We start from the raw sequence: 25,530 nt of genomic DNA on the forward strand, positions 1-25,530 counted from the left end.
TGGTTGTGGCACTGTGGTCATAGCACTGTTGTTATAGAGACTTACATCCAGGCTTTTTTGCTACGCTGCAATTGCAACAGGCCCTGCTCCAGTAACGCCCTGCCATCAGCCTCTTTAACAAAGGGAATTTCCAGCGCGCCTGAAGCCGTAATCAGCTTAATCGTGCATAGCCCGGGCCGGCGCATCAGCCAACTTTGTTTGTACTGTACCTGCTGCAATTTATATTTGGCGAAACAGTAGTAGTCCACACCAAAATAACCGCGACGAAGATAATAATAAGAATCATCCTGCGCATAACCATAGCGGTACCAGCGCATCACAATCAGTAACGCCCAGAATGTCAGGGGTATTACGCTAAGTGCAGCCAGTTGCGGCTGGTGTTGCAGCCACAGCAACACCGGACCAATTATTGCTGCAGGTAGCCAGAACAACGCGACATTGCGCCAGATAAAACGCCGGCTAATGGTTTTGAAGTCAATACTGCGCAGTTGATTATCCGGGTAAGCATTGCTTAATAAGGTGCTCGCCTGATCAGGGGTTACTGAAGGCACCATAATTTTTTGTTCAGTAGCAAATTGCTGCTGACCATTAATTTGTTCAAAGCTTAGATTTACCCGGCCCAGCAGCATATCAAGCCAATCGCGTTTCATAGCAACCCATTGCAACCTTGATAGCCGCATGCTCACTTCATGCCGGGTAAGTAAGCCACTACGCCGGATATAATTGTCCTGCTTTTTATGCAGGGTATACCCATAGAATGACAATACCGAACCGAACACTGAAAACAGCGTCAGCAGTAGCATAATAAACATGGTAAGTGACAACGCGTACAAGCCAATAACCATCCAGGATTGCTGGGCAGGGTCAAATAAGGCAGGTAAATCAATACCCAGCTGCAACAACCAGCCAAGTATCTGATCTGCAAGCTGGTTATAAAACGGAGCAGCCAGGCCTAAAAACAGCCAGATCCGATTATTGCTGATGCCATGAATAATTAAATCGCCCAGACTGCGCTGATTCAACAGCTGTTCTGTTGCTGCAACAGCAGCGGGCTTTGGACCATCACTGTCATCAGCGTCAGCAGGTTTAGCAATGGTATCGGTTAGCTGATGAAACGCCAAAATATGTTTTTTCAACGCCTCGGCAAACGGACGGCTTAGCGCGACTAACCTGGCCTCCTGTTGCACCGAGCCTGCAGTGTCAAGCTGCAAACAAACATAATCTGCCGGCCGGTAGAAAATAGGTTGCTCCAGTTTAATATTCTGGATCCGATTAAACGGTAAATTCAGATACTTTTTACTGATAACACCAGAGCGGATCTCGACCGTTCCGGCCGAAAGCCGGTATTGGAAATAATAAAACTTAAGGATGGCTGAAACAATGATCAGCAATAATAACCCGCTAAGCAAACCAACAGCAAAACCAGGGTTATCTTTAATCCGGTTAAACAACAGAATAAAAGGCGGAATAAGATAAACAAACTGACCAACAAAAAACCGCAGCACGGCTACCGCAAAATACAAAATGGCAATGGCTGACACCCGCTGCCATTGTCCCTGAGCGTCTGCATGTTCCAGCTCGGATATGCCAGGCATTTTTTCTGGCAGCTGTTCAGGCATTTCCTCAGAACGAGGTGCTGATGGGCTCGCTACCTTACCCTCATTGCTGTTGTTCATCTTGCAATGCATCCTTATGCTGCAATACGAACTGACGAATTTTCTGTGCCTGCTCTAAATGCAGCCCGGGGATCTCAAAGGTGTGCATCGCACCACCGGCACTGAACAGTTGTAAACGAGCCAGTGCTGTTTTGCGTTCCAGTGGCCCTTGCTTAAGTTCAATATGCTGGATCCGGACAACGGGCTGCGTGATCATTTTCTGAAAAAAAATACCTGATTTATAACTAATATCGTGTTCGCGTAGCGCAAACAGCTTATGTTGGTCACTCTGCCAGCAATACAGTGCGCGCACCAAACCCAGCAAAGGGATCAGCCAAAGGCCATACAACCCGGCAGCGGATAGCTCGACGGGCAACGGCCACCAGGGTTGCAAATAACAGCCAAGCAGCACGAACCACAGCACGCTGAAGAACACCGCATTTACGCCCTGACGCAGCAGCCGGTAGCGCTTGGCTACGTTCTCCAACTGCACAGCATCCAGTGGAGTGAGTTGCTCAGTGCTCAGTTGCAGATTGCTGAAGCTGTCGCCGGCATGCATGGTGTTACTCCTGTGCTTGAGTATCGGGGCGAAACTTCAGTTGCAAGCCTTTAATAAAGTTGCGCAGCACCTGGTCCTGACATACCCGGAAATGCTTATGGTCGGCCCGGCGGAAAAATGCGCTTAACTCCGGCTTACTTAATCTGAAATCAGCCAGTGCCATCATAGCCATAATATCGTCGTCTTTAAAATCCAGTGCAATTTTAAGCTTGCGGAAAATAATATTATTATTCAACCGCTGCTCTGGCTCAGGTTGTGGTCCTTCTTTGCGGCCACGCTTATGAACAATGAGACCATTTAAAAAACGGGCAAGATCGACATCGGCCATGGCGCCAAAGTCGCTTTCATCATCCTTACTCAACCAGCCAATCATTTGCTCACGGCTTGGGGTCTGGCCGCCAAGTGCCATAATTTCGCTCATGGTGTTGTTGTTGTATTCGAAGGCATACCGCAAGCGGCGTAACACGTCATTATTGGTCACAATGCAATCCTGTTATAGGCTGTAAAACAACAAAAGGCGCAGAACGCGCCCTTTGCTATCGTTAACGTGCGAAATTACTTCGCGCGGCTACGGTATTCATCAGTACGGGTGTCAATTTCGATTTTGTCACCTATTTCGACAAACGCCGGTACCATCAATTCAAAACCGGTATCCAGTTTTGCGGGCTTCATAACTTTACCAGAGGTATCGCCTTTAGCAGCCGGTTCGGTGTAAACCACTTCACGTACTACTACGGTAGGTAAATCCACAGAAATAGCCCGCTCGTTGTAGAATACCACTGAACACTCCATACCATCGGTCAGGTATTTCAGCGCTTCAGTCATGTTTTCCGCTTCAATTTCATACTGGTTGTACTCAGAATCCATAAATACGTACATTGGATCCGAGAAATAAGAATACGTAACTTCTTTAGTTTCCAGTAGAACCTGCTCAAACTTATCATCAGCACGGTAAACCGTTTCCATGCCCTGAGCATTCAGCAGGTTTTTCATTTTCATTTTAACCACGGCAGAGTTACGGCCGGATTTATTAAATTCGGCTTTTAAAATTACCATCGGTTCAGTGCCAACCATAATTACCTGGCCAGCGCGCAGTTCTTGGGCTGTTTTCATCATTATTGAAATATCTTCATTGTTGGGAAAAATTGGGCGTTATTATAAATTTTTTTTTGGCAAAGTGCACGAGGTTGCTGGCAAGATCTCCATTTGCGAGCAATTGTTGGCGCCATTGCTGATTATACTCGGCAATTTCTGGCAGGTGCGAATAGAATTCCTGCCAGTTGCCGGTTAAATGTCTATCGGTATTCCACGCCAGGAACCACTGCTGAACCGAACTCGCAAGGTTTGCGGGCATTTGCCGGCAATAGCGATCGAGAAAGGCCTGCAGCTTCAGCAGGTGGGCATTTTCCTGCTGACGATAAATTTGCCAGACAAATGGCTTACCCGCCCAGTGCGCCCGGATAATCGAGTCCTCCCCCCTGACAAAATTAACATCGCAAGCGGCCAGCAATAAATCATAATCTGGCTGTGCCAGAAAAGGGATAACCTTTATATGCAGATTTTCCAGTTGCAGCATATCGCCAGTTAACAGCCCCGGAAACTCGGGGTACTGCGCCGCAAGCGCATTTGCAAGATCGCCGTGCGGAATAACACACAATACCTTGGCAGGATGCTGCTGCCATTGTTGGAAAAGCTCAGTAATATGAGCGTGACTGTAAGCAAACATCGACACTGTTAACTGATAATCAGCAGGTTTAATTGCTATTTTTTGCCAGAATGCTTTTTGGGCCTGCTTTGAGTCAATAAAGCTGGCAAGGTGCTGTGCCAGGTCCTGCTCATACAGCAGGCCACCTGTAAGTTGGGTGAAGCCCGGAAAGAAAAAGTATTTATTAACAGCAAGCTCTGCTTGCGGCGAACTCAGGCCATGACAACCTTCAACCCAGGGTTCAGCCGATAAATATTCCAGATTTATCCAAAGCGGTGCCGGTTGCTGATTTGCCATTTGCTGCTTATATGCACGAGGAATAGTACAGGCTAATGCTTCTATCACCACAGCCGCCGCGGGTAGCTGCTGCCAGTTAACAGTAGACTCCTGCGCTGCAGGCCAGTAACAAACCTCGACCCCCAGCACCGACTGACTAATACGTTCGGGATTAATCTCCGGGCAGATACGTTGAAAACTGGTTAAATCATCCACCCAGAGCTGCACCGTCAGGCCATGCTCAGCCACCAGCTGGCGGCTGATCCGCCAGCAAATACCAATATCACCAAAATTATCCACTACCGAGCAGAAGATCCGCCATATTCCGTCAAAAACGGATTGATTTGAATGTTGCAACAATCGCCCTGCCAACTGGTTTAAAAAAGTAGTGGCACTATTATACCCAGTGCGATACGCAGAAACAGCCATACGATGAGCAGAAAAAGCACGCTAACCAGGCAGCCAAGTAGATAGCGCCCGGCATAACGCAACCGGTTTAGCAGCCGGCCCCAGAAATCGGTGGCAACGCCAGCCGTTGCCGGCTCTGCAAACAGTAAGGTTAATAACATGACATTAAGCGAAAACGCGAAACAAACCGTTGCAGTCAACTGCCAGCGCTGACTCAGTGCCACCGGCGCCAGCAACAATAAATAACCCAGCCACACCAGGCTAGCCAGTGCCAGCAGTAACCATAACGGTTGTAATGGTTTTAGTTTACGGGCCAGAACATGATAAAAATTTAGCATTGCTCCTCCTCTTGCTGACGCAACGCCGCCGGATATAACGGCAGGATACCCGACTCCCCCGCCATATCGCCCACCAGCCAGATTTGCTTAAAAGGGTGGGACTTCGGCATACACAATTTATCGCAGTGTGACAGCATGTCCTCCCGAGTCCATAATGGATTAGCATTGCGGATCACCAACCAGACATTGTCACTTTGATAATGCTTTTGTGCCTTGCTGCTGATAATCCGGTTCAGGGCAGTTAGTAAACGGTGCTCTGGTGGCGTTCGCAACAGCGCCATCAGTTCACGATGCGTTTCTGCGCTAATTGCCCTGCCCAGAATGTGCATGGCCTCGACTTCGCTGCCATACAGGTGGGCAATTTCTAAATCCAGCTTAGTATTTTCATAGTAGCATGACACATCGGGTCTGGCGGGTTCATTGTGCCAGATATGGCGCATCTTAATGCCAAAGCGCTGCTGATACCGACGCATAAAAATCCGGGCGGCCTCATGCTCCAGTTTTATTTTCTCTTCAGACCCGTTCATAACGGTTACCTTAACAGCCTTAACTTGCCGCTGTGAAGTAATAGCGCCAGATTTGTGCAATAACAGGCAATACAGATAGCAACAAGATAGATCCCATAAACATATTAAAAATGCGCTGAAACAACGGCTTTGTCAGCACTTTGCGCAAACCGGCACCAAATACCAGCCAAACGCCAACGCACGGAAACGCCATCATTAAAAAAGCCAGGGTAATCATGGCTACCTGCCACCAGTAAACGCCGGTAACTGAAGTGAATGCAGCGACTGCACCTGAGGCCATAACCCAGGCCTTACCGTTAACCCATTGAAACAATGCAGCTTGTAAAAAAGTAAAGGGCTTACTTTGGCCAGTGGCGATTGTCTCAGGTCGGGCACTGGCAATGCGCCAGGCTAGCCATATTAAGTATAGGGTGCCCGCTATTTTAATTAACTGATGCAAATGTGGATAGCGGTCAAATATCACGCCAAATCCTAAGCCGACCAAAAGCACCATCAACGGAAAGCCAAAACAAATGCCCAGCCAGTGTGGCACACTTTGTTTGATACCATAATTTACCCCGGATGACATTATCATCACATTATTAGGGCCGGGAGTAATAGTGGTGGAAAATGCAAAAAAAAGCACTGCCAGAAATAATTCCATATATGGCCTCAATTAAGCGATTCAGCGTCTGTGCTGATGATATCAGACTCGCTGTACCAATAACGAAATTTATCAGGATCAACTTAATTTCTCATTTTCTTAACTTAAATAACATACTGATTTGCATTCATTAAATTATTAGCTAGACTGGTGTGGATAACAAAGGAGAACGATATGAATAAAATTATTGGTTTAGCGTTATTAGTTGTGGGTGCAGTGCTGCTTTATTTTGGTTACAACGCTTATAACTCGGCGGCTTCCGAAGTTACCGAGTTTGTTACTGGTAGCCCGACCGATAACGCGGTCTGGTATCTGGTTGCGGGTGGCCTGGCGGCTATTATTGGTATTGGTGTACTACTGAAAAAATAAAAACCTACTCTGGGTTGTAAACATCTCGCTATAAATAATAAAGGCCACACTCGTGGCCTTTATTATTTCAACAACACTATTTTAGCGCTTATTCGTCAGCGTTACCCCAGCTATCGCGTAAACCCACGGTGCGGTTAAACACCAGTTTATCGCTGGCAGAGTCAAGATCAGCACAATAATAGCCTTCACGCTCAAATTGAAACGCCCGCTCAACCACTGCAGTGGCTAAAGATGGCTCGGCAAAACCGTGTTTAACTACTAACGATTGTGGGTTAATAACTGTTAAGAAGTCTTCTTCTGCCGCTGGGTTTGCCACACTGAATAACCGGTCGTACACCCGAAACTCTGCCGGAATAGCATTGCCCGCTTCGACCCAGTGAATTACCCCGCGCACTTTGCGGCCATCGGCCGGGTTTTCACCTAACGTTTCCGGCAGATAGCTGCATTTAAGCTCTGTAATATTACCTTCGGCATCTTTCATTACCTCATCTGCATGAATAACATAGGCATTACGCAAGCGCACATCGCTGCCCAGCACCAGCCGTTTGTATTTTTTATTAGCTTCTTCGCGAAAATCAGCCTTGTCGATGTACACAACAGGCCCAAACGGCAACTTGCGAATGCCCATAGTGTCATCTTTGGGATGGTTTGGGCCATCAAGCCACTCTATGCCATCAGCCGGGTAATTGGTGATGGTTACCTTAAGTGGGTCTAATACGGCCATTGCCCGTGGCGCAGCCGCATCTAAATCTTCGCGGATACAGGCTTCCAGCGCGCTCATTTCAATGACGTTGTCTTGTTTGGTAACACCAATACGTTTGGCAAACTCACGGATTGCAGCTGGCGTGTAACCGCGGCGGCGCAGGCCGGCTATTGTTGGCATCCGGGGGTCATCCCAACCGCTCACCACCTGTTTTTCAACCAGGGTTTGCAGTTTACGCTTACTCATTACCGCGTATTCAAGATTGAGCCTGGAAAATTCAATTTGCTGCGGATGGCAATTTATCGAGATGTTATCCAGGATCCAGTCGTACAGGCGGCGGTTATCCTGGAATTCCAGGGTACAGAGCGAATGGGTGATCCCTTCCAGCGCATCCGAAATACAATGGGTAAAGTCGTACATTGGGTAAATGCACCACTTATCGCCGGTTTGATGGTGATGCGCAAATTTCACCCGGTAAATCACCGGATCGCGCATACACATAAAGCTGGAGCTCATATCAATTTTGGCGCGCAACGAGCATTCACCTTCTTTAAAGCCGCCGGCGCGCATTTTAGCAAACAGTGCCAGATTCTCATCTATCGAGGTATCACGGGTTGGACTATTTTTACCAGGCTGAGTTAAATTGCCACGATACTCACGCATCTGCTCATTGTTAAGAAAACACACATAAGCCAGGCCTTTGCTGATTAACTCAACCGCAAAATCATGCAAGGCATCAAAGTAATCTGATGAATAACGGACCTCGCCACTCCATTCAAAACCCAGCCAGTTTACGTCCTGTTGAATAGAATTAACGAAGTCGATATTCTCTTTCTCAGGGTTGGTATCGTCAAAACGTAAATTACATTGCCCCTGATAATCCTTGGCAATACCGAAATTTAAACAAATAGATTTGGCATGACCAATGTGTAAAAAACCGTTGGGCTCGGGTGGAAAACGAGTCTGTACCGCGCTATGTTTGCCACTGGCTAAGTCAGCATCGATAATTTGCCGGATAAAATTACTGGGGCGATGTTCAACGTCCGCCATAATGAAAAATGTCCTTGTTAAAACAGCTAAAGAAAAAAGTAATGGACGGCATTATAACACTGCTATTAGCAGTAGCTATTGCCAGTTTAGCAAAAAACCAACCAGCACCAAGATTGTCCGGAGTATAACCTGCTACACCCAGCCTTTAGGCCGGTATGCAGTTTGGTATGCTGGCATACCCAACACCCGGTTTAACCAGATGGCATGAGGTGGCAGCTTTTGCCTGGCCATTTGCAAACGCTGAATAATAGCGGGGTGTACGCCGCTAGGTGGCCGTTGCGCGCCGTAGCGCTCTTTGCATTCCTGCTCTAAAAAGCCCATGCCATACAAAATACACTCATAGCTTTCATGGTTCCATAATCCACCGGTATCAATGGCCGCCCGGTTATCTGCTGTTGCAGTACCACTATTTACCGTTGTTGTCATACCGGGATACCATTGATCCTGAAAATCATGGGCACTGGGTGGTTTAATTCGCCAGTACGCCAGCTTAGCTTTTAAACGTTCAGTTATCCGTTCTGGTTTTTGTACTTCACGCCAAAACGCGGTATCTGTGCGCTTGGTCATGCAGTAGTGCATATTGATAAAATCAAGGATTTCACAAAAACGGTTGGCCATTAACCGGTTATACCGACCCGTCAGTATTTCCATATCCTGATCATCATACGGAAAATGCTCTGCCAGCAGTACAGCACCCAAATCACTTAAGTATAAACCGGTCGATTCCAGAGGCTCAATAAAGCCCCCCGATAAACCAATGGCCACGCAATTTCCCTGCCAGTTGCCCTGACGGCGGCCCACTTTAAAATCCACAACTCTTGCTTTCAGCTGTTCAGTACCCGGCCCCTGATAAGCCCGCATCTCCTGTTCAGCTTGCTCAACACTGATAAACTTGCTGGAATGGACATAGCCGACTGAACGCTGATTTTGCATCGGGATATCCCAGATCCAACCTGCGGATAATGCTGTGGCCGTGGTATATGGCCTGATCATTCCAGGATAAAACTTGTCATAGGGTATGTGCATGGTTATAGCGCGATCGCACAACAACCATTGCGAGCAATCTTCAAAGCCAACATGCATTTTTTCTTCAATCAGCTTGGCTTTAAAACCAGTACAATCAACAAATAAGTCAGCGCTAAGCCGCTGTTGCTGATCGGTGGTCACCGCGACGATTTTATCTGCACCTTGCATCTCGACATCAGTTAAGTTTGCCAGGGTATGCACCACCCCGCGGGCGGTAGAAAAATCACGCAGATAGTCAGCAAATTTCTGGGCATTCATATGGTAGGCATAGTTTAAACGGGACCCCATATCCCATTTACCCAGCATCAGCGGCGCCAGGCCCATTTCACAAATAATAGGTTGGGCCGAGCAGGTTTCCATAAACGGAATGCTGCGATCACTTTTCAGCCAGTCACTGCCCGCTCTGTCTATAGGTTGCACCCGCATACTGGTAAACGGATGATGGTAAAAACTGTTGTCGTTATCTACCCAATTACAATACTTTATAGATTGCTTAAAGGTGGCATCGGTCGCTTTCATAAACTCCAGCTCGTCCACCCCAACTACCGCCAGCAAATGGCGCATAGACGGTATAGTAGCCTCGCCTACCGAAATTCTTGGAATATCGGGTGATTCCAGCAATTCAATCAAGACATTCTGCTCGGTACCCTGCTTATTCAAAGCACCGTTAAGATAGGCTGCGGTCATCCAGCCGGCTGAACCACCACCGACAATCAGTACTTTACGTTGCTGCATTACGCTTCCACCACTTATTGCTTATTATATTTTTAATAGTAACCCAGTAAACGGCGCAACCCCGGCGCGGCATATTCAACCAATTGCTTTTGCATATCGGGTAATACCGCAGGTAACTCCACTTTTTGTCCGGCCAGATTTTCGCGGTAGGTACCGCTTTGTTCTTTATCGGCGCCGGCTAACACCCGTTCACGCCAATCTGCCGGTAACTCAGCTAAACCCAGTGGTTGCAGCAAATCCGTAAAAAAGGCTTCGGCCTGCGGCGTATCCAGTTTTTTCAAATGTGAAATAACGTCTTCGAAGCGCACTAACTTACTGCCGGTACCGAGCCAGGCCACCGCATTATGAGTATAAATTTCATTTAAGGTTGGCGCTTTCTGGTAAATACCAAAAATCATCATATTCAGCATTTGCTCAATAGATACTTTGCCACCTTTTAAGTGATCCATCGAGCCTTGAAAAGTATCAGACAGAAAAAACCGGGCCCGTGCCAATACCCAATCATACGGGTCACGGACAATGACAATTTGCCGGACATTTTTCAGCGCAATGGCTGAGCTGTCGGAGAACAACAAATGGCCCCAGCTGAGCTTGGGTTGCGTAGAACTGAATGCGGCCAAATGCTGATGTAAAATCGGGATCTGAATAAATTGTTTATCATACTGCTGCGCTACCGGTACAAACATTCTGAAAATATTTTTTAACAAATGCGTGCCGCACTTTGGTACAGAGTTTAAAAATACCGGTCTTTGAAGTTCAGACTGCTGATAATTGGCATTAATCTCGTTTAATGTGTCAGGTTTAGCGCGGATTGTTGGCATGTTAATCTCTTTTTTATATTTCACTTTTACCCACAAAGAACTGAAGGGCAAAGCCTTACAAGGTTTTTAACTTTTTTAGCATGCTAAGTAAATAAAAATGCCGACTTACGTCGGCATTTTTTTAGCTACATCGAACTTAACTTAAAACGAGTATGACGCGTTTAAGAACAGCCGACGTCCTAACCAGTCATACTGACTGTAGAACGCCGAGGTGCCCAGCCGGGTCACACCACCGATACCACTCACTTTTGGTGGCTCTTTATCAAAGGCGTTAGCCACGCCAAAGGTGACATCAACACCGGCATCAGAGAAGTCTTTGGTTACCGAGAAGGCATGATAAATTACCGCATCTGAGTGTAAGACCAGTTTAACTTCATCATCACGATACTCACCGGTATCACGATAGTCACCACGTCCATAACGGGTATAGTTAGACACTTCACCAATGTATCGAGCTGTCCAGTTAAAGGTCCAGTCTTCATATTCCAGAGCGACCGTCAAATTACCCACATCTTTTGGACTACCAAACTCGCCAGTTCTATCAATTGGTTCACTGGTAGCAAACAGTTGCTTTGAGGCTTCTAACTGACGGGTATGCTGGTAAGTAGCAAATAACTGACCAATTGGGGTATCAACTTTATAGCCCAAAGTTAAGTCATAACCTCGATTAATCTGGGTAGCGATATTTAAATAGCCACCTCGCACATCAGTAATTCTTAAATCAACCGGGTCACGATCAAACTGGGTACAAAGGGGTTCTGTACTAAATGTTTCTGAAAAATAACAATTACCAACTATCTCGCCTGCGGATAAGCTATCGACTTCACCAGTGATCTGAATATCAAAGTAATCGATTGAGGCACTGAAGTTATCAGTAAACTCGGGGATCCACACCAGACCAACGGTCTTAGCTACTGAAGTCTCAGCTTCTAGCTGACCAGCCCCACCACCAGTGGTAACGGTAGCGGAAATAGCACCGCCACCGAAATCTGCCGGTATGCCATCAGCCGCACAGTTATCTGCAACGATTTCGCTAGTAGTACCCGCAGCTAAACCTTCACCCCATCTAATACAAGGGTCAATCGATCGTTGACCAACAAAACTGGTTTGGTTATTCAGATACAGCTCATATAATGCTGGCGAGCGGAATGACGAACCACGAGATGCCCGCAAGCGGAAGCCCTGGCCAATCTGCCAGTTCGCGCCCACTTTATAGGTGTAATCACTGCCGTAAGAAGATACATCGGTATAACGACCTGAAACAGTGAAATCCAGGGCTTCAACAAATGGCATATCACGCAGGAATGGGATTTGTAGTTCAGTAAATACTGCCTTGGTATTGTGTTTACCTTCTGTAATACCGGCTGAAGTCTGACCCCAGGTATTGTCGCGCAGGGTTTCTGCACCCGGGGTATCTTTTATAGAGTCACGCTGATAGCTGGCACCTACTGCCAAACCAATTGGGCCTGCCGGCAGTTCAAATAAATCACCGGTGATATAACCTTCCAGCGACTGTTGTTTATAAACGGTGTTACCGGTTTGCTCACCAAACAGGAAATCCCGTACCTCACCGGTGATATTGCCGGCCAGGAACTGCGGATCTAACCAAGGTACATCGACACAATCCACACCACGAATTGGGGTAACTTCACCAACACAGGAACCAGAGGCAAAGTTATAAGGCGATATGGCATCTTCATAGATTAACTTGGATTGATACTCGCCATCACTATGGCTGTCCTGATAAGACAGATCCCAGAACCAGTTACCAAAGTCACCATTTAAACCCAGTACAAAACGACGGTAATCCACGGTAATTTTTTCACCCGAATGATCAGTAATAGGCGTTGGACTTAACCACTGGGCACCGGTCCAGCCGGCGCTTAACGGGTCACCAGCGAAAAAGTCTTCATTATATTTGTAACTCCAGAACTGCCGATAACCGTTAGTGGTGGTTGTCCGGCGGTTTAATAGCGCCTCACCGTACAGCATAACGCTATCACTTAACTCGTAATCACCCTGAGCATAGGCGGTAATTAATTCAGATTCCGGAATTAATGTTTCACGATCCTGGAATGGATGGTCAGAATTAGTCACTGCGTCTGAAGCGCGGTCGTATGCTACCGGGAACCAACCAGGCGGCGCGACCAGGAAATCAGGGTTGCTTGGGTCGGTGGCAAAACCCGGAATAAAATTACCTAAATTACCATCGTAATCATACTGTGCCAACGCGCCGGGTGGCACGTTGCCACCGGCTCCTTGGTAGTCATATAACCAGACGTGGCCCCAAGGTAAATCACTACAGTGATAACTGCCGGTACGTGGATCAATCGGGTCGGCGCGCTCACCGGTTGCCGGATCAAAGATATAACGCTCGGCGCAATTAAAGAAACTGCGTTGGCCCTGTGCTAATTCTTGTTGCTTTTTATAATCACCCACCACCCGGAATGAACCGCGGCCAAAAGTCCTGCCAAAAGTACCATTTAGCTGATAGTTTTCACCACCGCTTTCGCTTGGTTGTGAAGTGTTAAAATTAACCGAACTTTCATCGCCTTTTTTGGTAATAATGTTAATAACACCAGCAACGGCGTCAGAGCCGTATAACGATGAAGCACCGTCTTTTAAGATTTCAATCCGGTCAATTGCCGATAATGGCAGCACGTTTGGATCAAAAGAAGATACCTGACCACGGGTACCGGCGGGGCCTGCCCGACGACCGTTTAATAGAACAAGAGTACGGTTAGCACCTAAACCACGCAGTGAAATACTTTCTGAACCGGTACCGCCTTCAGTCACAAAAGCAGTAGATGCCGCCGCAGTGATCTGGTTTGAACCAGCAGCCACGGTAGAGTTACGTAATAATTCAGCAAGGTTATTGATACCCTGACTGGCCGCAGCACTGGCGCTAATCACTTCAATTGGTTGAGCCTGATCCAGACCATCGGTTCTGATCCGTGAACCGACGACCTGAATACGTTCGGTTTTCTCTTCGGCTTTTTCTGTTTCAACGCTTTGGTCCTGCGCCTGCAGGCTAAACATGGATGACGCCAGCACGCAACTGACAGCCAGTGACAGTGGCTTCTTCCTGATAATTGGAGCAACGTTTTTCATAAGAGCTTCCTGAATAGATTTTTATTATGTTGTAAGGCGGCGACAGACAAGACATTGTTGTCAAAGTTCAACCGCAATCTGAATCTATACTAGTGGCTCAAAAATGAAATGCAATCAAAAATGTCCGTTTACTCTGATTTTAACAGTCTGTGCCGATATTTATGTGCATAAAAAAAACCGCCAACTGGCGGTTTTTTTGGTTCTTTTCGCTACAAGCTTACCAGCCAGTAACTTCTTTTAACGCCTGACCAATATCGGCTAAGCTTTTCACCGTCTTAACACCGGCATCTTCCAGCGCAGCAAACTTTTCATCTGCGGTGCCTTTACCACCAGAGATAATAGCGCCGGCATGGCCCATGCGCTTACCGGCAGGCGCGGTAACACCGGCGATGTAAGATACTACAGGCTTAGTTACGTGCTCTTTAATATAGGCTGCTGCTTCTTCTTCTGCAGAACCGCCGATTTCACCTATCATGACGATAGCTTCAGTTTTCGGATCTTCCTGGAACAACTTCAGAATGTCGATAAAGTTAGAACCTGGGATTGGGTCACCACCGATACCAACACAGGTAGACTGACCAAAACCGTGATCGGTAGTTTGCTTAACCGCTTCATACGTCAGGGTGCCTGAACGTGAAACGATACCGACCCGACCTGGTTTATGAATGTGGCCTGGCATAATACCAATTTTACATTCACCCGGTGTGATAACACCCGGACAGTTAGGACCAATCAGGATTACGCCTAATTCATCACATTTTACTTTAGCATCTAACATATCAAGTGTTGGAATGCCTTCAGTAATACAGACGATTAACTGAATGCCGCTGTTTGCCGCTTCCAGAATAGAGTCTTTACAAAATGCTGCCGGTACATAAATAACAGATGCAGTAGCGCCTGTTGCATCTACGGCTTCCTGAACCGTGTTAAAAACAGGCAAACCTAAATGAGTCTGACCGCCTTTACCCGGTGTTACGCCACCAACCATCTTGGTACCGTATGCGATAGCTTGTTCAGAGTGAAAGGTGCCCTGAGCACCGGTAAAACCCTGACAAATTACTTTGGTATCTTTATTAATTAATACGCTCATTCGTTACCCCTTATGCCTTAGCCGCTGCTGCAACCACTTGCTTGGCAGCACTGGTCAGGTCTGTATCAGCGATGATATTCAGGCCGCTTTCAGACAGCACTTTAGCACCAACTTCTGCATTATTGCCCTGCAGACGTACCACTACCGGTACTTTAACGCCAACTTCTTTCACCGCGCCAATAACACCTTCAGCAATCATATCGCAACGAACGATACCGCCAAAAATGTTAATAAATACTGCTTTAACAGCATCATCAGACAGGATAATTTTAAAGGCTTCAACAACACGCTCTTTGGTAGCACCACCACCAACGTCCAGGAAGTTAGCCGGCTTACCACCATGCAGCTTAACGATATCCATCGTACCCATCGCCAAGCCTGCACCGTTAACCATACAACCGATATCACCACCTAAGGCGACATAGTTCAGCTCCCATGATGCCGCGTGGGCTTCACGTGGATCTTCTTGTGATGGGTCTTGCATTGCTTTTAAATCAGGGTGACGGTATAACGCATTGCCATCGATAACCAGTTTGGCATCTAAACAGTGCAAATCACCGGCAGGCGTAATAACCAGCGGGTTAACTTCTAATAACGCCAGGTCTTTTTCCTGGAACAATTTAGCCAGACCCATGAAAATTTTCACGAACTGGTTAACTTGCTTGCCTTCCAGACCCAGTTTAAACGCCAGGTCACGGCCCTGGTATGGCTGAGCGCCAACCAACGGGTCGATAGCCGCTTTTAAGATTTTTTCCGGGGTTTCGTGGGCAACCGTTTCAATTTCAACGCCGCCTTCAGTAGAGGCCATAAACACGATACGACGTGAAGCGCGATCAACCACAGCGCCCAGATACAATTCCTGAGCAATATCTGTACAAGGTTCAACCAAAATACGGCTGACAGGCTGACCCTTCTCGTCTGTCTGATACGTAACCAGGTTTTTACCAAGCCACTTTTCCGCGAATGCTTTGATGTCTTCTTTGCTCTTAACCAGTTTAACGCCGCCCGCTTTACCGCGACCGCCAGCGTGAACTTGTGCTTTGACAACAAACATATCGCCGCCGATTTTATCTGCAGCTGCTACCGCTTCTTCTACCGTAGCTGCGGCGATGCCTTTAGATACAGGCAAACCATATTGGGCAAACAGTTGCTTACCCTGATACTCGTGCAAATTCATGGCTATTTTCCGTTCATTTGAATATGGAAGCTGCCCGTTATGGTGCAGCCTGATGTTTCGATCGGCGCATATTATAGTGCCAACCGGCGAAATACAAAATGCTGTTGTCCTAAAACAACAGCATTTTCTTGCACTTTTTCTGAATAATCAGATATCCAGTAAAATACGGGTTGGATCTTCCAGTAATTCTTTAATGGTTACCAGGAAACCTACCGACTCTTTTCCGTCAATGATCCGGTGATCGTAAGACAATGCCAGATACATCATTGGCAAAATTTCCATCTTGCCATCAACCACCATTACCCGGTCCTGAATTTTATGCATTCCCAGAATAGCGGACTGTGGCGGGTTAATAATGGGAGTAGACATTAACGAGCCAAATACACCACCATTAGTAATAGTAAAGTTACCACCGGTTAAATCGTCCATCGCTAACTTGCCATCACGGCCTTTTAACGCTAAGTCTTTAATGGCTTTTTCAATTTCGGCCAGGTTCATTTTGTCGCAGTCACGTAATACCGGCGTTACCAGACCACGTGGCGTTGATACCGCGATACTGACATCAAAGTAGTTGTGATAAACAATGTCATCGCCATCAATTGCTGCATTAACTTCAGGGAAGCGTTTCAGGGCTTCGGTCACTGCTTTAACATAGAACGACATAAAGCCCAGACGAATACCATGGCGCTTTTCAAACACGTCCTGATATTGCTTACGCAGGTCCATAATCGGCTTCATGTTCACTTCGTTAAACGTCGTTAACATTGCCGTGGAGTTTTTCGCTTGCAACAAACGGTTGGCTATCGTCTTGCGCAACCGAGTCATGGGTACGCGCTTCTGGCTGCGATCGCCGGCAACGGCTGACGTAGTTGAGCTGCTAGTTGCAGGCTTTTTGCTGCTGTCTGCAACAAATTTTTCAACGTCTTCTTTAGTAACCCGGCCGTTTTTGCCTGAGCCTTTAATTTTGCTGGCGTCTAAACCTTTTTCTGAAATCATCCGGCGCACTGACGGGCTTAAGGCATCATCATTACTATCATCTGCTTTGTCATCAGATTTTGCTTCTGATTTTGTGGATGCCTGAGCATCTTTGCCCTCTGTCGCTGATTTTTTGTTATCGCCAGCATCGTCTTTCTTATCTGACGAATCTTCTTTTTTCTCTGCCGAGCCGCCGGCTTCCATCTTACCGATCACTTCTTCTGCAGAAACGGTCGCACCGGTATCATGAATAATTTCACCCATGACGCCATCAGCCTGGGCAGCGACTTCAAGTACCACTTTGTCGGTTTCAATATCAACTAATACCTGATCGCGTGTTACGGCTTCGCCTGCTTTAACGTGCCAGGTGGCGATGGTTGCATCAGCAACAGATTCTGGAAGTACGGGTACTTTAATTTCCACTTTTTCACCTTTTACCGGTTAGTCTTTTTTCGTTTAACCAGCCCGCTAACCGGGCCGGTCAATGTATTATTTAATGCTCAGTGCGTCGTTGACCAAAGCCTGCTGCTGCTTATTGTGTACCGACAGATATCCTACCGCAGGTGACGATGATGCTTCACGTCCGGCATAACTTAAATAGCCATCTTTAGGAATAGCAGAGCGGAAATGGTGCTGACTGCAGTACCAGGCGCCCTGATTTTGCGGTTCTTCCTGACACCAGACAAAATCGGTTACATGCTGATACTGACTAAGCACGTCCATCAACTCTTCCCGGGGGAACGGATATAACTGCTCTACCCGAACAATAGCAACGTCAATCTGCTCACGTTTGCGACGCTCTTCAAGCAGTTCGTAGTATACTTTGCCACTGCAGAATATAACGCGTTTTACCGCGTCTGGTTTGATGTCGTCAATCTCACCAATAACGTTAAGGAACTTGCCGCAGGCCAGTTCTTCGAGCGATGAAGTCGCCTGAGGATGACGCAACAAGGATTTTGGTGACATAACAATTAACGGCCGGCGCATTGGCCGTACCATTTGCCGGCGCAGCATATTAAATACCTGTGCTGGGGTCGTCGGCACACAAACCTGCATATTATGATCTGCACATAACTGCAAGAAGCGCTCTAACCGTGCGGATGAGTGCTCCGGGCCCTGCCCTTCATACCCGTGTGGCAATAATAAGGTCAGGCCACACAAACGGCCCCATTTCTGTTCACCAGAACTTAAGAACTGATCGATAACCACCTGAGCACCGTTAGCAAAATCACCGAACTGCGCCTCCCAGATCACCATCGCCCGCGGTTCAGCTGTCGCATAGCCGTATTCAATAGCCAGTACTGCTTCTTCTGATAACGCAGAATCAAAAATCTGAAATGGCCCCTGCTCATCGCTGATTTTAGTCAACGGTGTGTAAGTACTGCCATCATCCTGATTGTGTAATACGGCATGACGATGAAAGAAGGTACCACGGCCGGAATCCTGGCCAACAAAGCGGATCCGGTTACCATCAGCTACCGTTGCGGCATAGGCAAGAATTTCAGCCATACCCCAATCGATCTTCTTCTCGCCAGTCAGCATCAGTGCCCGGTCTTCATAAACACGGTTTACCTGGCGTTGTAAGGTAACACTATCAGGTACGTGGATAGCTTTTTCACCCAGCGCCACCAGCTTTTCTACCGCCATGCTAGCGTCGTAGGTTGCATCCCAGTCATGGCCCAGAAACGGCGTCCAGTCGACCGACGGCTCGCTCATTGGCTGCCACTCATCAACCACACAATCGCCTTTATCCAGCGCATCACGATAATCGTTAATTAACGCTTTAATGTCATCTTCGGTGCATACGCCTTCATCGACTAGTTTCTTTGCGTAAATCTCGCGTGGCGTTGGATGTTTCTTAATTTTTTGATACATCAATGGCTGAGTCGCATTTGGCTCGTCAGACTCATTGTGGCCATTACGCCGGTAACAAAATAAATCGATAACGACGTCACGTTTAAATGTATTACGATAATCGACTGCTAATTGCGCTACAAACACCACTGCTTCCGGATCATCGCCGTTAACGTGGAAAATAGGCGCCAACACCATCTTGGCAATATCGGTGCAATAAGGAGTGGAACGGGTATCTTCCGGGTTAGAGGTGGTAAAGCCTACCTGGTTGTTAATGACCACCCGCACCGTGCCACCTACTTTGAAAGCTCGGGTTTGCGAAATATTAAAAGTTTCAGCCACAACACCCTGACCGGCAAAGGCAGAATCACCATGAATGGTAATAGGCAATGCCAGAGAACCATCAGTACAACCACGACGATCCAGTCTGGCGCGCACTGAGCCAATCACCACCGGGTTAACAATTTCCAGATGAGACGGGTTAAACGCTAATGCCAAATGGACATTACCGCCTTTGGTCGCAAAATCAGATGAAAAACCCATATGGTATTTAACATCACCGGCGCCCACCACTTCATATTTGCCGGCAAATTCGTCAAACAAGGTAGAAGGGTTTTTACCCAGAACGTTAATTAACGTATTCAGGCGACCACGGTGGGCCATGCCAATAACAGAGTCTTTCGCTCCCTGCTCGCCAGCACGATGTATCATGGCTTTTAGCATCGGGATCATGGCGTCGCCACCTTCCAGGCCAAAACGCTTAGCTCCCGGAAACTTAGAACCTAAATATTTTTCCAGGCCATCTGCTGCCACCAGGCCTTTTAAAATACCAAGCCGGGTTTCTTTATCAAATACTGAAGTAGATTGGGTGCCTTCAAGTCGTTGCTGGATCCAGCGTTTCTCGTCGGTAGAGACGATATGCATATACTCAGCGCCGATAGAACCGCAGTAGGTTTTCTCCAGTGCTTTATGCAAATCGCCTAATTTCATGGTTTCCTGACCACTAGCGAATGATCCAACATTGAACTCGGTATCGTAATCAGCTTCAGATAAGTCATGAAACGACAGTTCAAGGTCACGAACTCTTGGCTGTTTCCATAAATTTAACGGGTCAAGGTTTGCATGTTGATGACCACGGAAACGATAAGAATTGATAAGTTGCAGCACTTTAACCTGACGAGTGTCAGTAGCGCTACCACTGTTAACAACCACCACTTCACGGTGTTTGTTACGGGCTAAATCGGCAAACTGCTGACGTACGTCAGCGTGTCGAGTTTCAAGATCGACCCCATCGATTTTTGGCAAACCGGCGAAAAATTCACGCCATTCGTCACCAACACTGGTGGGCTCTGCTAGGTAGGATTCATAGAGTTCATCCACATAGGCCATGTTACCACCGCCAAGATGTGAAGACTCTAACCACGCCTTCATTACACCTTCGTGCATTTAGTTTCCCTTATTTCTGAGCACCTGGAAAAAAGTAGCAAAAAAACCGTCACTTCGCTGGCGAAATGGCCGGTTTTTAAATATTAACTAAAATAAGGGCGCATTACAGCGCCCGGTTTAACAACATCGATTTTATCTGGCCAATAGCTTTAGTTGGGTTTAAGCCCTTCGGACAAACGTTTACACAATTCATAATGCCATGACAGCGGAATACGCTAAAGGCATCGTCTAAGTCATTCAATCGCTGCTCAGTAGCCGTATCCCGACTATCCGCTAAGAACCGATAGGCATGTAATAAACCTGCCGGACCGATAAACTTATCTGGGTTCCACCAGAATGACGGGCAAGACGTTGAGCAACATGCGCAAAGAATACACTCGTAAAGACCATCTAACTTAGCGCGATCTTCCGGTGACTGCAAATGCTCGCCAGCAGGAGGCAGATCATCATTGATCAAATATGGCTTCACTTTTTCATACTGTGTATAAAACTGGCTCATATCAATAACCAGATCGCGGATTACCGGCAAACCAGGTAAAGGACGGATAACCAGTTTTCCGCCTTTTAATCCGGCGGCAGATAATGGCGTGATACACCCTAAGCCATTTTTACCATTAATGTTAAAGCCATCCGAACCGCAAACACCTTCACGACAGCTACGACGGAATGATAGCGTAGGATCTTGCTCTTTTAATTTCAACAACGCGTCTAACACCATCATATCCCGACCTTCCGGGTTATCCAGTGTGTAGTCCTGCATCCGTGGCGCTGCATCAACGTCAGGGTTGTAACGATACACGGAAATAACTAACTTCTTCATCGCTGAGCCCTCTTAATAATTACGTGCTTTAGGCGGGAAAGCTTCACGGAACTTAGGATCCATGTTTACTTTGCGCTTAAATAACGATTCGTCTTCCGGCAGATAGACGCTATGACACAACCAATTTTCATCATCACGCTCTGGGAAATCTGAACGTGAGTGAGCACCACGACTTTCCATACGGAAATTGGCTGATGCAGCCGTTGAGTATGCTGTTTCCATCAGGTTATCAAGCTCTAAGCACTCAATGCGCATGGTATTAAAATCTGAGCTTTTATCGTCAAGACGTGCAAATTTAATCCGCTCACGGATTTCCTTTAACTGTTCTAAACCTTCAGCCATTGCTGCGCCTTCACGGAACACCGAGAAGTTAAGCTGCATACACTGCTGCAAATCTTTCTTAATTTGCACCGGGTCTTCACCCTGGCCAGCTTTAGAATCTTCCCAGCGCTTGGTCCGCGCCAAGGCAGCCTCTAAATCTGATTCAGATGCGGCACGTGCTTCGGTTGTTGCCGCCAGGGCTTCACCTAAATGTAGACCAGTCGCTCGACCAAACACAACCAAATCAAGTAGCGAGTTGCCGCCCAAGCGGTTAGCACCATGAACTGATACACACGCTATTTCACCACAGGCAAACAGCCCGGCAACAACCGATTCAGAACCATCTGCTTTGGGCGTAATTACCTGGCCATGAACGTTAGTTGGAATACCACCCATCATATAATGGCAAGTTGGAATAACTGGAATAGGTTCTTTCACCGGATCAACATGAGCAAAGGTTCTGGACAACTCACAAACACCCGGTAAGCGACTTTCCAACACTTCTTCACCGAGATGGTCAAGTTTTAGTTTAAGGTGTACACCCCAAGGACCATCGCAACCACGACCCTCGCGGATCTCAGTCATCATCGCTCGCGCGACAACATCACGACCGGCTAAGTCTTTAGCATTGGGCGCGTAACGCTCCATAAAGCGCTCGCCGTCTTTATTCAATAAATAACCACCTTCACCACGACAGCCTTCTGTTACCAGAGAACCTGCACCAGCAATACCGGTTGGGTGAAATTGCCACATTTCCATATCTTGCAGTGGCACACCAGCACGCATCGCCATACCTATACCGTCGCCAGTATTGATGTGGGCATTTGTGGTAGAGGCATAAATACGTCCTGCCCCGCCCGTTGCCAACACGGTTGCTTTCGCTTTGAAGTAGACAATTTCACCAGATTCAATATCAATTGCAGTACAACCGACAATGGTACCGTCTTGGTTTTTTACCAGGTCTAAGGCGTACCATTCAGAGAAAACCTGCGTTCGGTTTTTAACGTTTTGTTGGTACAGAAGATGCAACAAGGCATGACCAGTACGGTCAGCTGCAGCGGCTGTCCGAGCAGCTTGTTCACCACCAAAATTCTTTGATTGTCCACCAAAAGGACGCTGATAAACCCGACCATTTTCAAAACGAGAGAACGGCAGCCCTAAATTCTCCAATTCAGTAATTGCTTCAGGACCTGTTTTGCACATGTATTCAATAGCATCCTGGTCACCAATATAATCCGATCCTTTAACGGTGTCGAACATATGCCATTCCCAGTTATCTTCATGGCTGTTACCCAATGCTACAGTAATACCGCCCTGAGCAGATACAGTATGTGAACGGGTAGGAAACACTTTTGATAACAATGCGCAGGTTAACCCTGACTCGGTAATTTGTAACGCCGCACGCATACCTGCACCACCGGCACCAATTACAATGGCGTCAAACTCTCTTACTGGAATATTCACTTAAGCACCCCACAACACAAATAAGCCGACCGCGACATAACCAAAGGCCAGTGCGTAAAGGAAGAATTGCAAAATGGCACGTAGTCGGGCTGATTTCACATAATCAGTCAGTACCTGCCACAAGCCTATACGCGTATGCACGGCAATCGAGATCAACGCCAGCAAGGTAAACACTTTCATTGCCATATTGGCAAACAAGCCCTGCCAGACTTCAAAAGTAACCACCGGAGTTACTAAGAAAAAACCAAGAATAAAAACGGTATACAACGCCAGCACTACGGCGGTAGCACGTAATGAGACGTAATCCTCAATACCATTACGTTTTAAGCTTGCCTGATTCAGAACCATAACCATACTCCTGCCAGAACTGACAATACTATCCATAAACCCATAACGACATTAGCGCTTAAGGTGCCTGATTTAAGCTCTTCCCAGTGCCCCATATCCATTACCAGGTGTCTTAACCCTGCCAACAGGTGATAGATAAGCACAGAAATGGTACCCAGGGCGATGAACTTCGCCAGATGCGAGGTCATCAGAGACTGCACATAATCAAAGCTTGCCTGGCTTTGCAATGAATAAGCCCATGCCCAGATAACGAACACAAGCGCGAAGAACATTGCTACACCGGTAACACGATGCAAAATCGACGCTTTGGCTGCAGCAGGTAGAGAGATCGTTGATAAATCTAGATTTACTGGTCTTTGCTTTTTCACAGTTTCTTGCCTATCGATGCTCGTACAGAGCCTTAGTTGTTGTTTTAGGTGCTGTAGAAACAGCCACCCGCCGTTATCGATATACTCATTTTTGCTCAAGCTGGTTCAACAAAAACTATCTGACTGGTGAACTGATTTTACGCCGGCAATAGTATATATTTCATAGCCGCTCATTACAATTTTTGTTTGATTTTAGTCGGAAAATTCCGCATACGAAACATTACACACTTGGGGGGTGGTTACAATACTACTAGAGTCGAATACTTATTAAGCAAATACGCATTAAAATTGACTTATAGGGGCAGTTTGCGAGTAGAATAGGTGCAATACCCTTAAGAATCCGAAACTACAACAATTAGGAGAAATCCAATGGCAGATAAAAAGGCCGTCGTGCAGATTGATGGTAAGTCATTTGAATTACCAATTTATTCTGGCACGGCTGGTACTGACGTAATTGACGTTCGTACGCTCGGGCAGCAAGGTTATTTCACATTTGACCCGGGCTTTATGGCAACGGGCTCCTGCGAATCTAAAATCACCTACATCGACGGCGATAACGGCGTATTACTGCATCGTGGTTACCCGATTGAGCAACTTGCTGAACATTCAGACTATCTTGAACTATGCTATTTGTTACTTGAAGGCGAGTTGCCGAAGAAAGAACAATATACTGATTTCGTTACCACCATTACCCGCCACACCATGGTTCATGAAAAAATTGCTTCATTTTTCCAGGGTTTCAGGGTAGATGCGCATCCTATGGCCATGCTGTGTGGCGTCGTCGGCGCGCTGTCGTCTTTCTATCATTCTGATTTAGATATTAATGACCCACAGCAGCGTAAGCGTAGCGCACATCGCTTAATTGCCAAGTTGCCTACGATCTCAGCAATGGCTTATAAGTACACAGTTGGCCAGCCGTTTGTGCATCCACGCAACGACCTGAGCTATTCTGAAAACTTCTTACATATGATGTTTTCAGTGCCTGCAGAAGAATATAAAGTGAGTCCTATTCTGGCCAAAGCCATGGACCGGATTTTTATGTTGCATGCAGACCATGAACAAAACGCTTCAACATCAACAGTAAGGCTGGCGGGTTCTTCAGGTGCTAATCCTTATGCCTGTATTGCTGCCGGTGTTGCATCATTATGGGGCCCTGCCCATGGCGGTGCCAATGAAGCCTGTCTGAAAATGTTACAGCAAATTGGCTCTGTCGAGCGGATACCGGAATTTGTTGCCCGGGCCAAGGATAAGAACGATAGCTTCCGCCTGATGGGTTTTGGTCACCGGGTTTACAAGAATTTTGACCCGCGCGCGAAAGTCATGCGCGATACCTGCCACGAAGTATTAAAAGAGCTCAATATTAAAGACCCGTTGTTAGATGTGGCAATGGAGTTAGAGCGAATTGCACTGGAAGATTCCTACTTTATTGAGAAGAAATTGTATCCCAACGTTGATTTTTACAGCGGTATCATTTTAAAAGCTATTGGTATTCCCACCAGTATGTTTACGGTGATTTTTGCGATGTCACGCACCGTTGGCTGGATTTCTCACTGGGATGAGATGCTGGGTGAAAAAGGCCATAAAATTGGCCGTCCACGCCAGCTTTACACCGGTTATGCCAGCCGCGACTTTAAAAAGCTTGGCCAACGCTAATCGTTACTACGTTAAAAAGCGGCGATCTTCGCCGCTTTTTTTTATGGCTCAAAGTCAGCCTGTAACCTTGCTATCTTCTCCGACACAA

At 46.9% G+C, this 25,530-nt stretch carries 22 protein-coding genes; 2 read left to right on the plus strand and 20 right to left on the minus strand.

Features of this window, described 5'->3' with window-relative positions; translation table 11 throughout:
- Positions 1-41: 41 nt before the first annotated feature.
- The 8 genes from ABY802_RS01180 to ABY802_RS01215 form a co-directional block, all read right to left on the minus strand.
- Positions 42-1,676, minus strand: a complete 1,635-nt coding sequence (locus ABY802_RS01180) for a PH domain-containing protein (protein ID WP_372625176.1) — start codon at positions 1,674-1,676, stop codon at positions 42-44.
- Positions 1,660-2,214 carry a PH domain-containing protein gene (locus tag ABY802_RS01185; protein ID WP_372625177.1) on the minus strand — a complete coding sequence of 185 codons (555 nt, stop codon included), beginning with the start codon at positions 2,212-2,214 and terminating at the stop codon, positions 1,660-1,662. Before ABY802_RS01185 ends, ABY802_RS01180 begins: the two co-directional genes overlap by 17 nt.
- 4 nt (positions 2,215-2,218) lie before the next feature.
- Positions 2,219-2,695, minus strand: a complete 477-nt coding sequence (locus tag ABY802_RS01190) for a DUF1456 family protein (protein ID WP_372625178.1) — start codon at positions 2,693-2,695, stop codon at positions 2,219-2,221.
- 74 nt (positions 2,696-2,769) lie between these two features.
- Complete coding sequence (efp, locus tag ABY802_RS01195; RefSeq protein ID WP_290610751.1) at positions 2,770-3,327, minus strand: elongation factor P; 558 nt, start codon at positions 3,325-3,327, stop codon at positions 2,770-2,772.
- A gap of 16 nt (positions 3,328-3,343) precedes the next feature.
- Positions 3,344-4,552 carry an elongation factor P maturation arginine rhamnosyltransferase EarP gene (gene earP, locus ABY802_RS01200; protein WP_372625179.1) on the minus strand — a complete coding sequence of 403 codons (1,209 nt, stop codon included), beginning with the start codon at positions 4,550-4,552 and terminating at the stop codon, positions 3,344-3,346.
- Between the two features lie 20 nt (positions 4,553-4,572).
- A complete protein-coding gene (locus ABY802_RS01205; protein ID WP_372625180.1) occupies positions 4,573-4,941 on the minus strand; it encodes a hypothetical protein in 369 nt (122 codons plus the stop codon).
- Positions 4,935-5,468 carry a hypothetical protein gene (locus ABY802_RS01210; RefSeq protein WP_372625181.1) on the minus strand — a complete coding sequence of 178 codons (534 nt, stop codon included), beginning with the start codon at positions 5,466-5,468 and terminating at the stop codon, positions 4,935-4,937. The genes ABY802_RS01205 and ABY802_RS01210 overlap by 7 nt, the downstream gene beginning before the upstream one ends.
- A 19-nt stretch (positions 5,469-5,487) precedes the next feature.
- Positions 5,488-6,111, minus strand: coding sequence for a LysE family translocator (locus tag ABY802_RS01215; protein ID WP_372625182.1), 624 nt, complete (start codon positions 6,109-6,111; stop codon positions 5,488-5,490).
- 174 nt (positions 6,112-6,285) lie between these two features.
- On the opposite strand from ABY802_RS01215, the gene ABY802_RS01220 reads away from it, so the two are divergent.
- Positions 6,286-6,480 carry a DUF3185 family protein gene (locus tag ABY802_RS01220; RefSeq protein ID WP_097109843.1) on the plus strand — a complete coding sequence of 65 codons (195 nt, stop codon included), beginning with the start codon at positions 6,286-6,288 and terminating at the stop codon, positions 6,478-6,480.
- Between the two features lie 88 nt (positions 6,481-6,568).
- On the opposite strand, the gene glnS is transcribed toward ABY802_RS01220, so the two are convergent.
- From glnS to sdhC, 12 genes are all read right to left on the minus strand, one after another.
- Complete coding sequence (gene glnS, locus ABY802_RS01225; RefSeq protein WP_372625183.1) at positions 6,569-8,233, minus strand: glutamine--tRNA ligase; 1,665 nt, start codon at positions 8,231-8,233, stop codon at positions 6,569-6,571.
- Between the two features lie 132 nt (positions 8,234-8,365).
- On the minus strand, positions 8,366-9,994 hold the full coding sequence (locus ABY802_RS01230) for a tryptophan halogenase family protein (RefSeq protein ID WP_372625184.1): 1,629 nt from the start codon (positions 9,992-9,994) through the stop codon (positions 8,366-8,368).
- A 32-nt stretch (positions 9,995-10,026) separates the two neighbouring features.
- Positions 10,027-10,815, minus strand: a complete 789-nt coding sequence (locus ABY802_RS01235) for a hypothetical protein (RefSeq protein ID WP_372625185.1) — start codon at positions 10,813-10,815, stop codon at positions 10,027-10,029.
- A 141-nt stretch (positions 10,816-10,956) separates the two neighbouring features.
- A complete protein-coding gene (locus ABY802_RS01240) occupies positions 10,957-13,926 on the minus strand; it encodes a TonB-dependent receptor domain-containing protein (RefSeq protein WP_372625186.1) in 2,970 nt (989 codons plus the stop codon).
- A 217-nt stretch (positions 13,927-14,143) separates the two neighbouring features.
- Positions 14,144-15,016 carry a succinate--CoA ligase subunit alpha gene (gene sucD, locus ABY802_RS01245; protein ID WP_290610667.1) on the minus strand — a complete coding sequence of 291 codons (873 nt, stop codon included), beginning with the start codon at positions 15,014-15,016 and terminating at the stop codon, positions 14,144-14,146.
- 10 nt (positions 15,017-15,026) lie between these two features.
- Positions 15,027-16,193: an ADP-forming succinate--CoA ligase subunit beta gene (gene sucC, locus ABY802_RS01250; RefSeq protein ID WP_372625187.1), complete on the minus strand. Its 1,167-nt coding sequence runs from the start codon at positions 16,191-16,193 to the stop codon at positions 15,027-15,029.
- A 147-nt stretch (positions 16,194-16,340) separates the two neighbouring features.
- Entirely contained in the window at positions 16,341-17,591 is a 1,251-nt protein-coding gene (gene odhB / locus ABY802_RS01255; RefSeq protein ID WP_372625188.1) for a 2-oxoglutarate dehydrogenase complex dihydrolipoyllysine-residue succinyltransferase, read from the minus strand.
- Positions 17,592-17,657: 66 nt separating this feature from the next.
- Positions 17,658-20,468, minus strand: coding sequence for a 2-oxoglutarate dehydrogenase E1 component (locus tag ABY802_RS01260; protein ID WP_372625189.1), 2,811 nt, complete (start codon positions 20,466-20,468; stop codon positions 17,658-17,660).
- Between the two features lie 103 nt (positions 20,469-20,571).
- Positions 20,572-21,288 (minus strand): succinate dehydrogenase iron-sulfur subunit, encoded by a 717-nt coding sequence (locus tag ABY802_RS01265; RefSeq protein ID WP_372625190.1) that lies wholly within the window; start codon positions 21,286-21,288, stop codon positions 20,572-20,574.
- Positions 21,289-21,300: 12 nt separating this feature from the next.
- Entirely contained in the window at positions 21,301-23,073 is a 1,773-nt protein-coding gene (sdhA, locus tag ABY802_RS01270; protein WP_372625191.1) for a succinate dehydrogenase flavoprotein subunit, read from the minus strand.
- Positions 23,074-23,421, minus strand: coding sequence for a succinate dehydrogenase, hydrophobic membrane anchor protein (gene sdhD / locus ABY802_RS01275; RefSeq protein ID WP_372625192.1), 348 nt, complete (start codon positions 23,419-23,421; stop codon positions 23,074-23,076).
- The gene (gene sdhC, locus ABY802_RS01280) at positions 23,412-23,789 is read right to left on the minus strand and encodes a succinate dehydrogenase, cytochrome b556 subunit (protein ID WP_372625193.1); all 378 of its coding nucleotides are present in this window, start codon (positions 23,787-23,789) and stop codon (positions 23,412-23,414) included. Before sdhC ends, sdhD begins: the two co-directional genes overlap by 10 nt.
- Before the next feature lie 369 nt (positions 23,790-24,158).
- On the opposite strand from sdhC, the gene gltA reads away from it, so the two are divergent.
- Entirely contained in the window at positions 24,159-25,442 is a 1,284-nt protein-coding gene (gene gltA / locus ABY802_RS01285; protein ID WP_372625194.1) for a citrate synthase, read from the plus strand.
- The last annotated feature ends 88 nt before the right edge of the window (positions 25,443-25,530 follow it).

Source organism: Arsukibacterium sp. (genome assembly GCF_041616895.1).
In the GTDB taxonomy this organism is placed as follows: Bacteria; Pseudomonadota; Gammaproteobacteria; order Enterobacterales; family Alteromonadaceae; genus Alishewanella.

Excerpts from the sequence above, each read along its gene's own strand:
- ABY802_RS01265 (WP_372625190.1), bottom strand. The coding sequence starts at position 21,288 with ATGAAGAAGTTAGTTATTTCCGTGTATCGTTACAACCCTGACGTTGAT.
- efp (WP_290610751.1), bottom strand. The coding sequence starts at position 3,327 with ATGAAAACAGCCCAAGAACTGCGCGCTGGCCAGGTAATTATGGTTGGC.
- sucC (WP_372625187.1), bottom strand. The coding sequence starts at position 16,193 with ATGAATTTGCACGAGTATCAGGGTAAGCAACTGTTTGCCCAATATGGT.
- sdhD (WP_372625192.1), bottom strand. The coding sequence starts at position 23,421 with ATGGTTCTGAATCAGGCAAGCTTAAAACGTAATGGTATTGAGGATTAC.
- ABY802_RS01260 (WP_372625189.1), bottom strand. The coding sequence starts at position 20,468 with ATGCACGAAGGTGTAATGAAGGCGTGGTTAGAGTCTTCACATCTTGGC.
- ABY802_RS01220 (WP_097109843.1), top strand. The coding sequence starts at position 6,286 with ATGAATAAAATTATTGGTTTAGCGTTATTAGTTGTGGGTGCAGTGCTG.
- ABY802_RS01235 (WP_372625185.1), bottom strand. The coding sequence starts at position 10,815 with ATGCCAACAATCCGCGCTAAACCTGACACATTAAACGAGATTAATGCC.
- ABY802_RS01240 (WP_372625186.1), bottom strand. The coding sequence starts at position 13,926 with ATGAAAAACGTTGCTCCAATTATCAGGAAGAAGCCACTGTCACTGGCT.
- ABY802_RS01185 (WP_372625177.1), bottom strand. The coding sequence starts at position 2,214 with ATGCATGCCGGCGACAGCTTCAGCAATCTGCAACTGAGCACTGAGCAA.
- ABY802_RS01215 (WP_372625182.1), bottom strand. The coding sequence starts at position 6,111 with ATGGAATTATTTCTGGCAGTGCTTTTTTTTGCATTTTCCACCACTATT.
- ABY802_RS01205 (WP_372625180.1), bottom strand. The coding sequence starts at position 4,941 with ATGCTAAATTTTTATCATGTTCTGGCCCGTAAACTAAAACCATTACAA.
- ABY802_RS01210 (WP_372625181.1), bottom strand. The coding sequence starts at position 5,468 with ATGAACGGGTCTGAAGAGAAAATAAAACTGGAGCATGAGGCCGCCCGG.
- ABY802_RS01180 (WP_372625176.1), bottom strand. The coding sequence starts at position 1,676 with ATGAACAACAGCAATGAGGGTAAGGTAGCGAGCCCATCAGCACCTCGT.
- gltA (WP_372625194.1), top strand. The coding sequence starts at position 24,159 with ATGGCAGATAAAAAGGCCGTCGTGCAGATTGATGGTAAGTCATTTGAA.
- sucD (WP_290610667.1), bottom strand. The coding sequence starts at position 15,016 with ATGAGCGTATTAATTAATAAAGATACCAAAGTAATTTGTCAGGGTTTT.
- ABY802_RS01230 (WP_372625184.1), bottom strand. The coding sequence starts at position 9,994 with ATGCAGCAACGTAAAGTACTGATTGTCGGTGGTGGTTCAGCCGGCTGG.
- glnS (WP_372625183.1), bottom strand. The coding sequence starts at position 8,233 with ATGGCGGACGTTGAACATCGCCCCAGTAATTTTATCCGGCAAATTATC.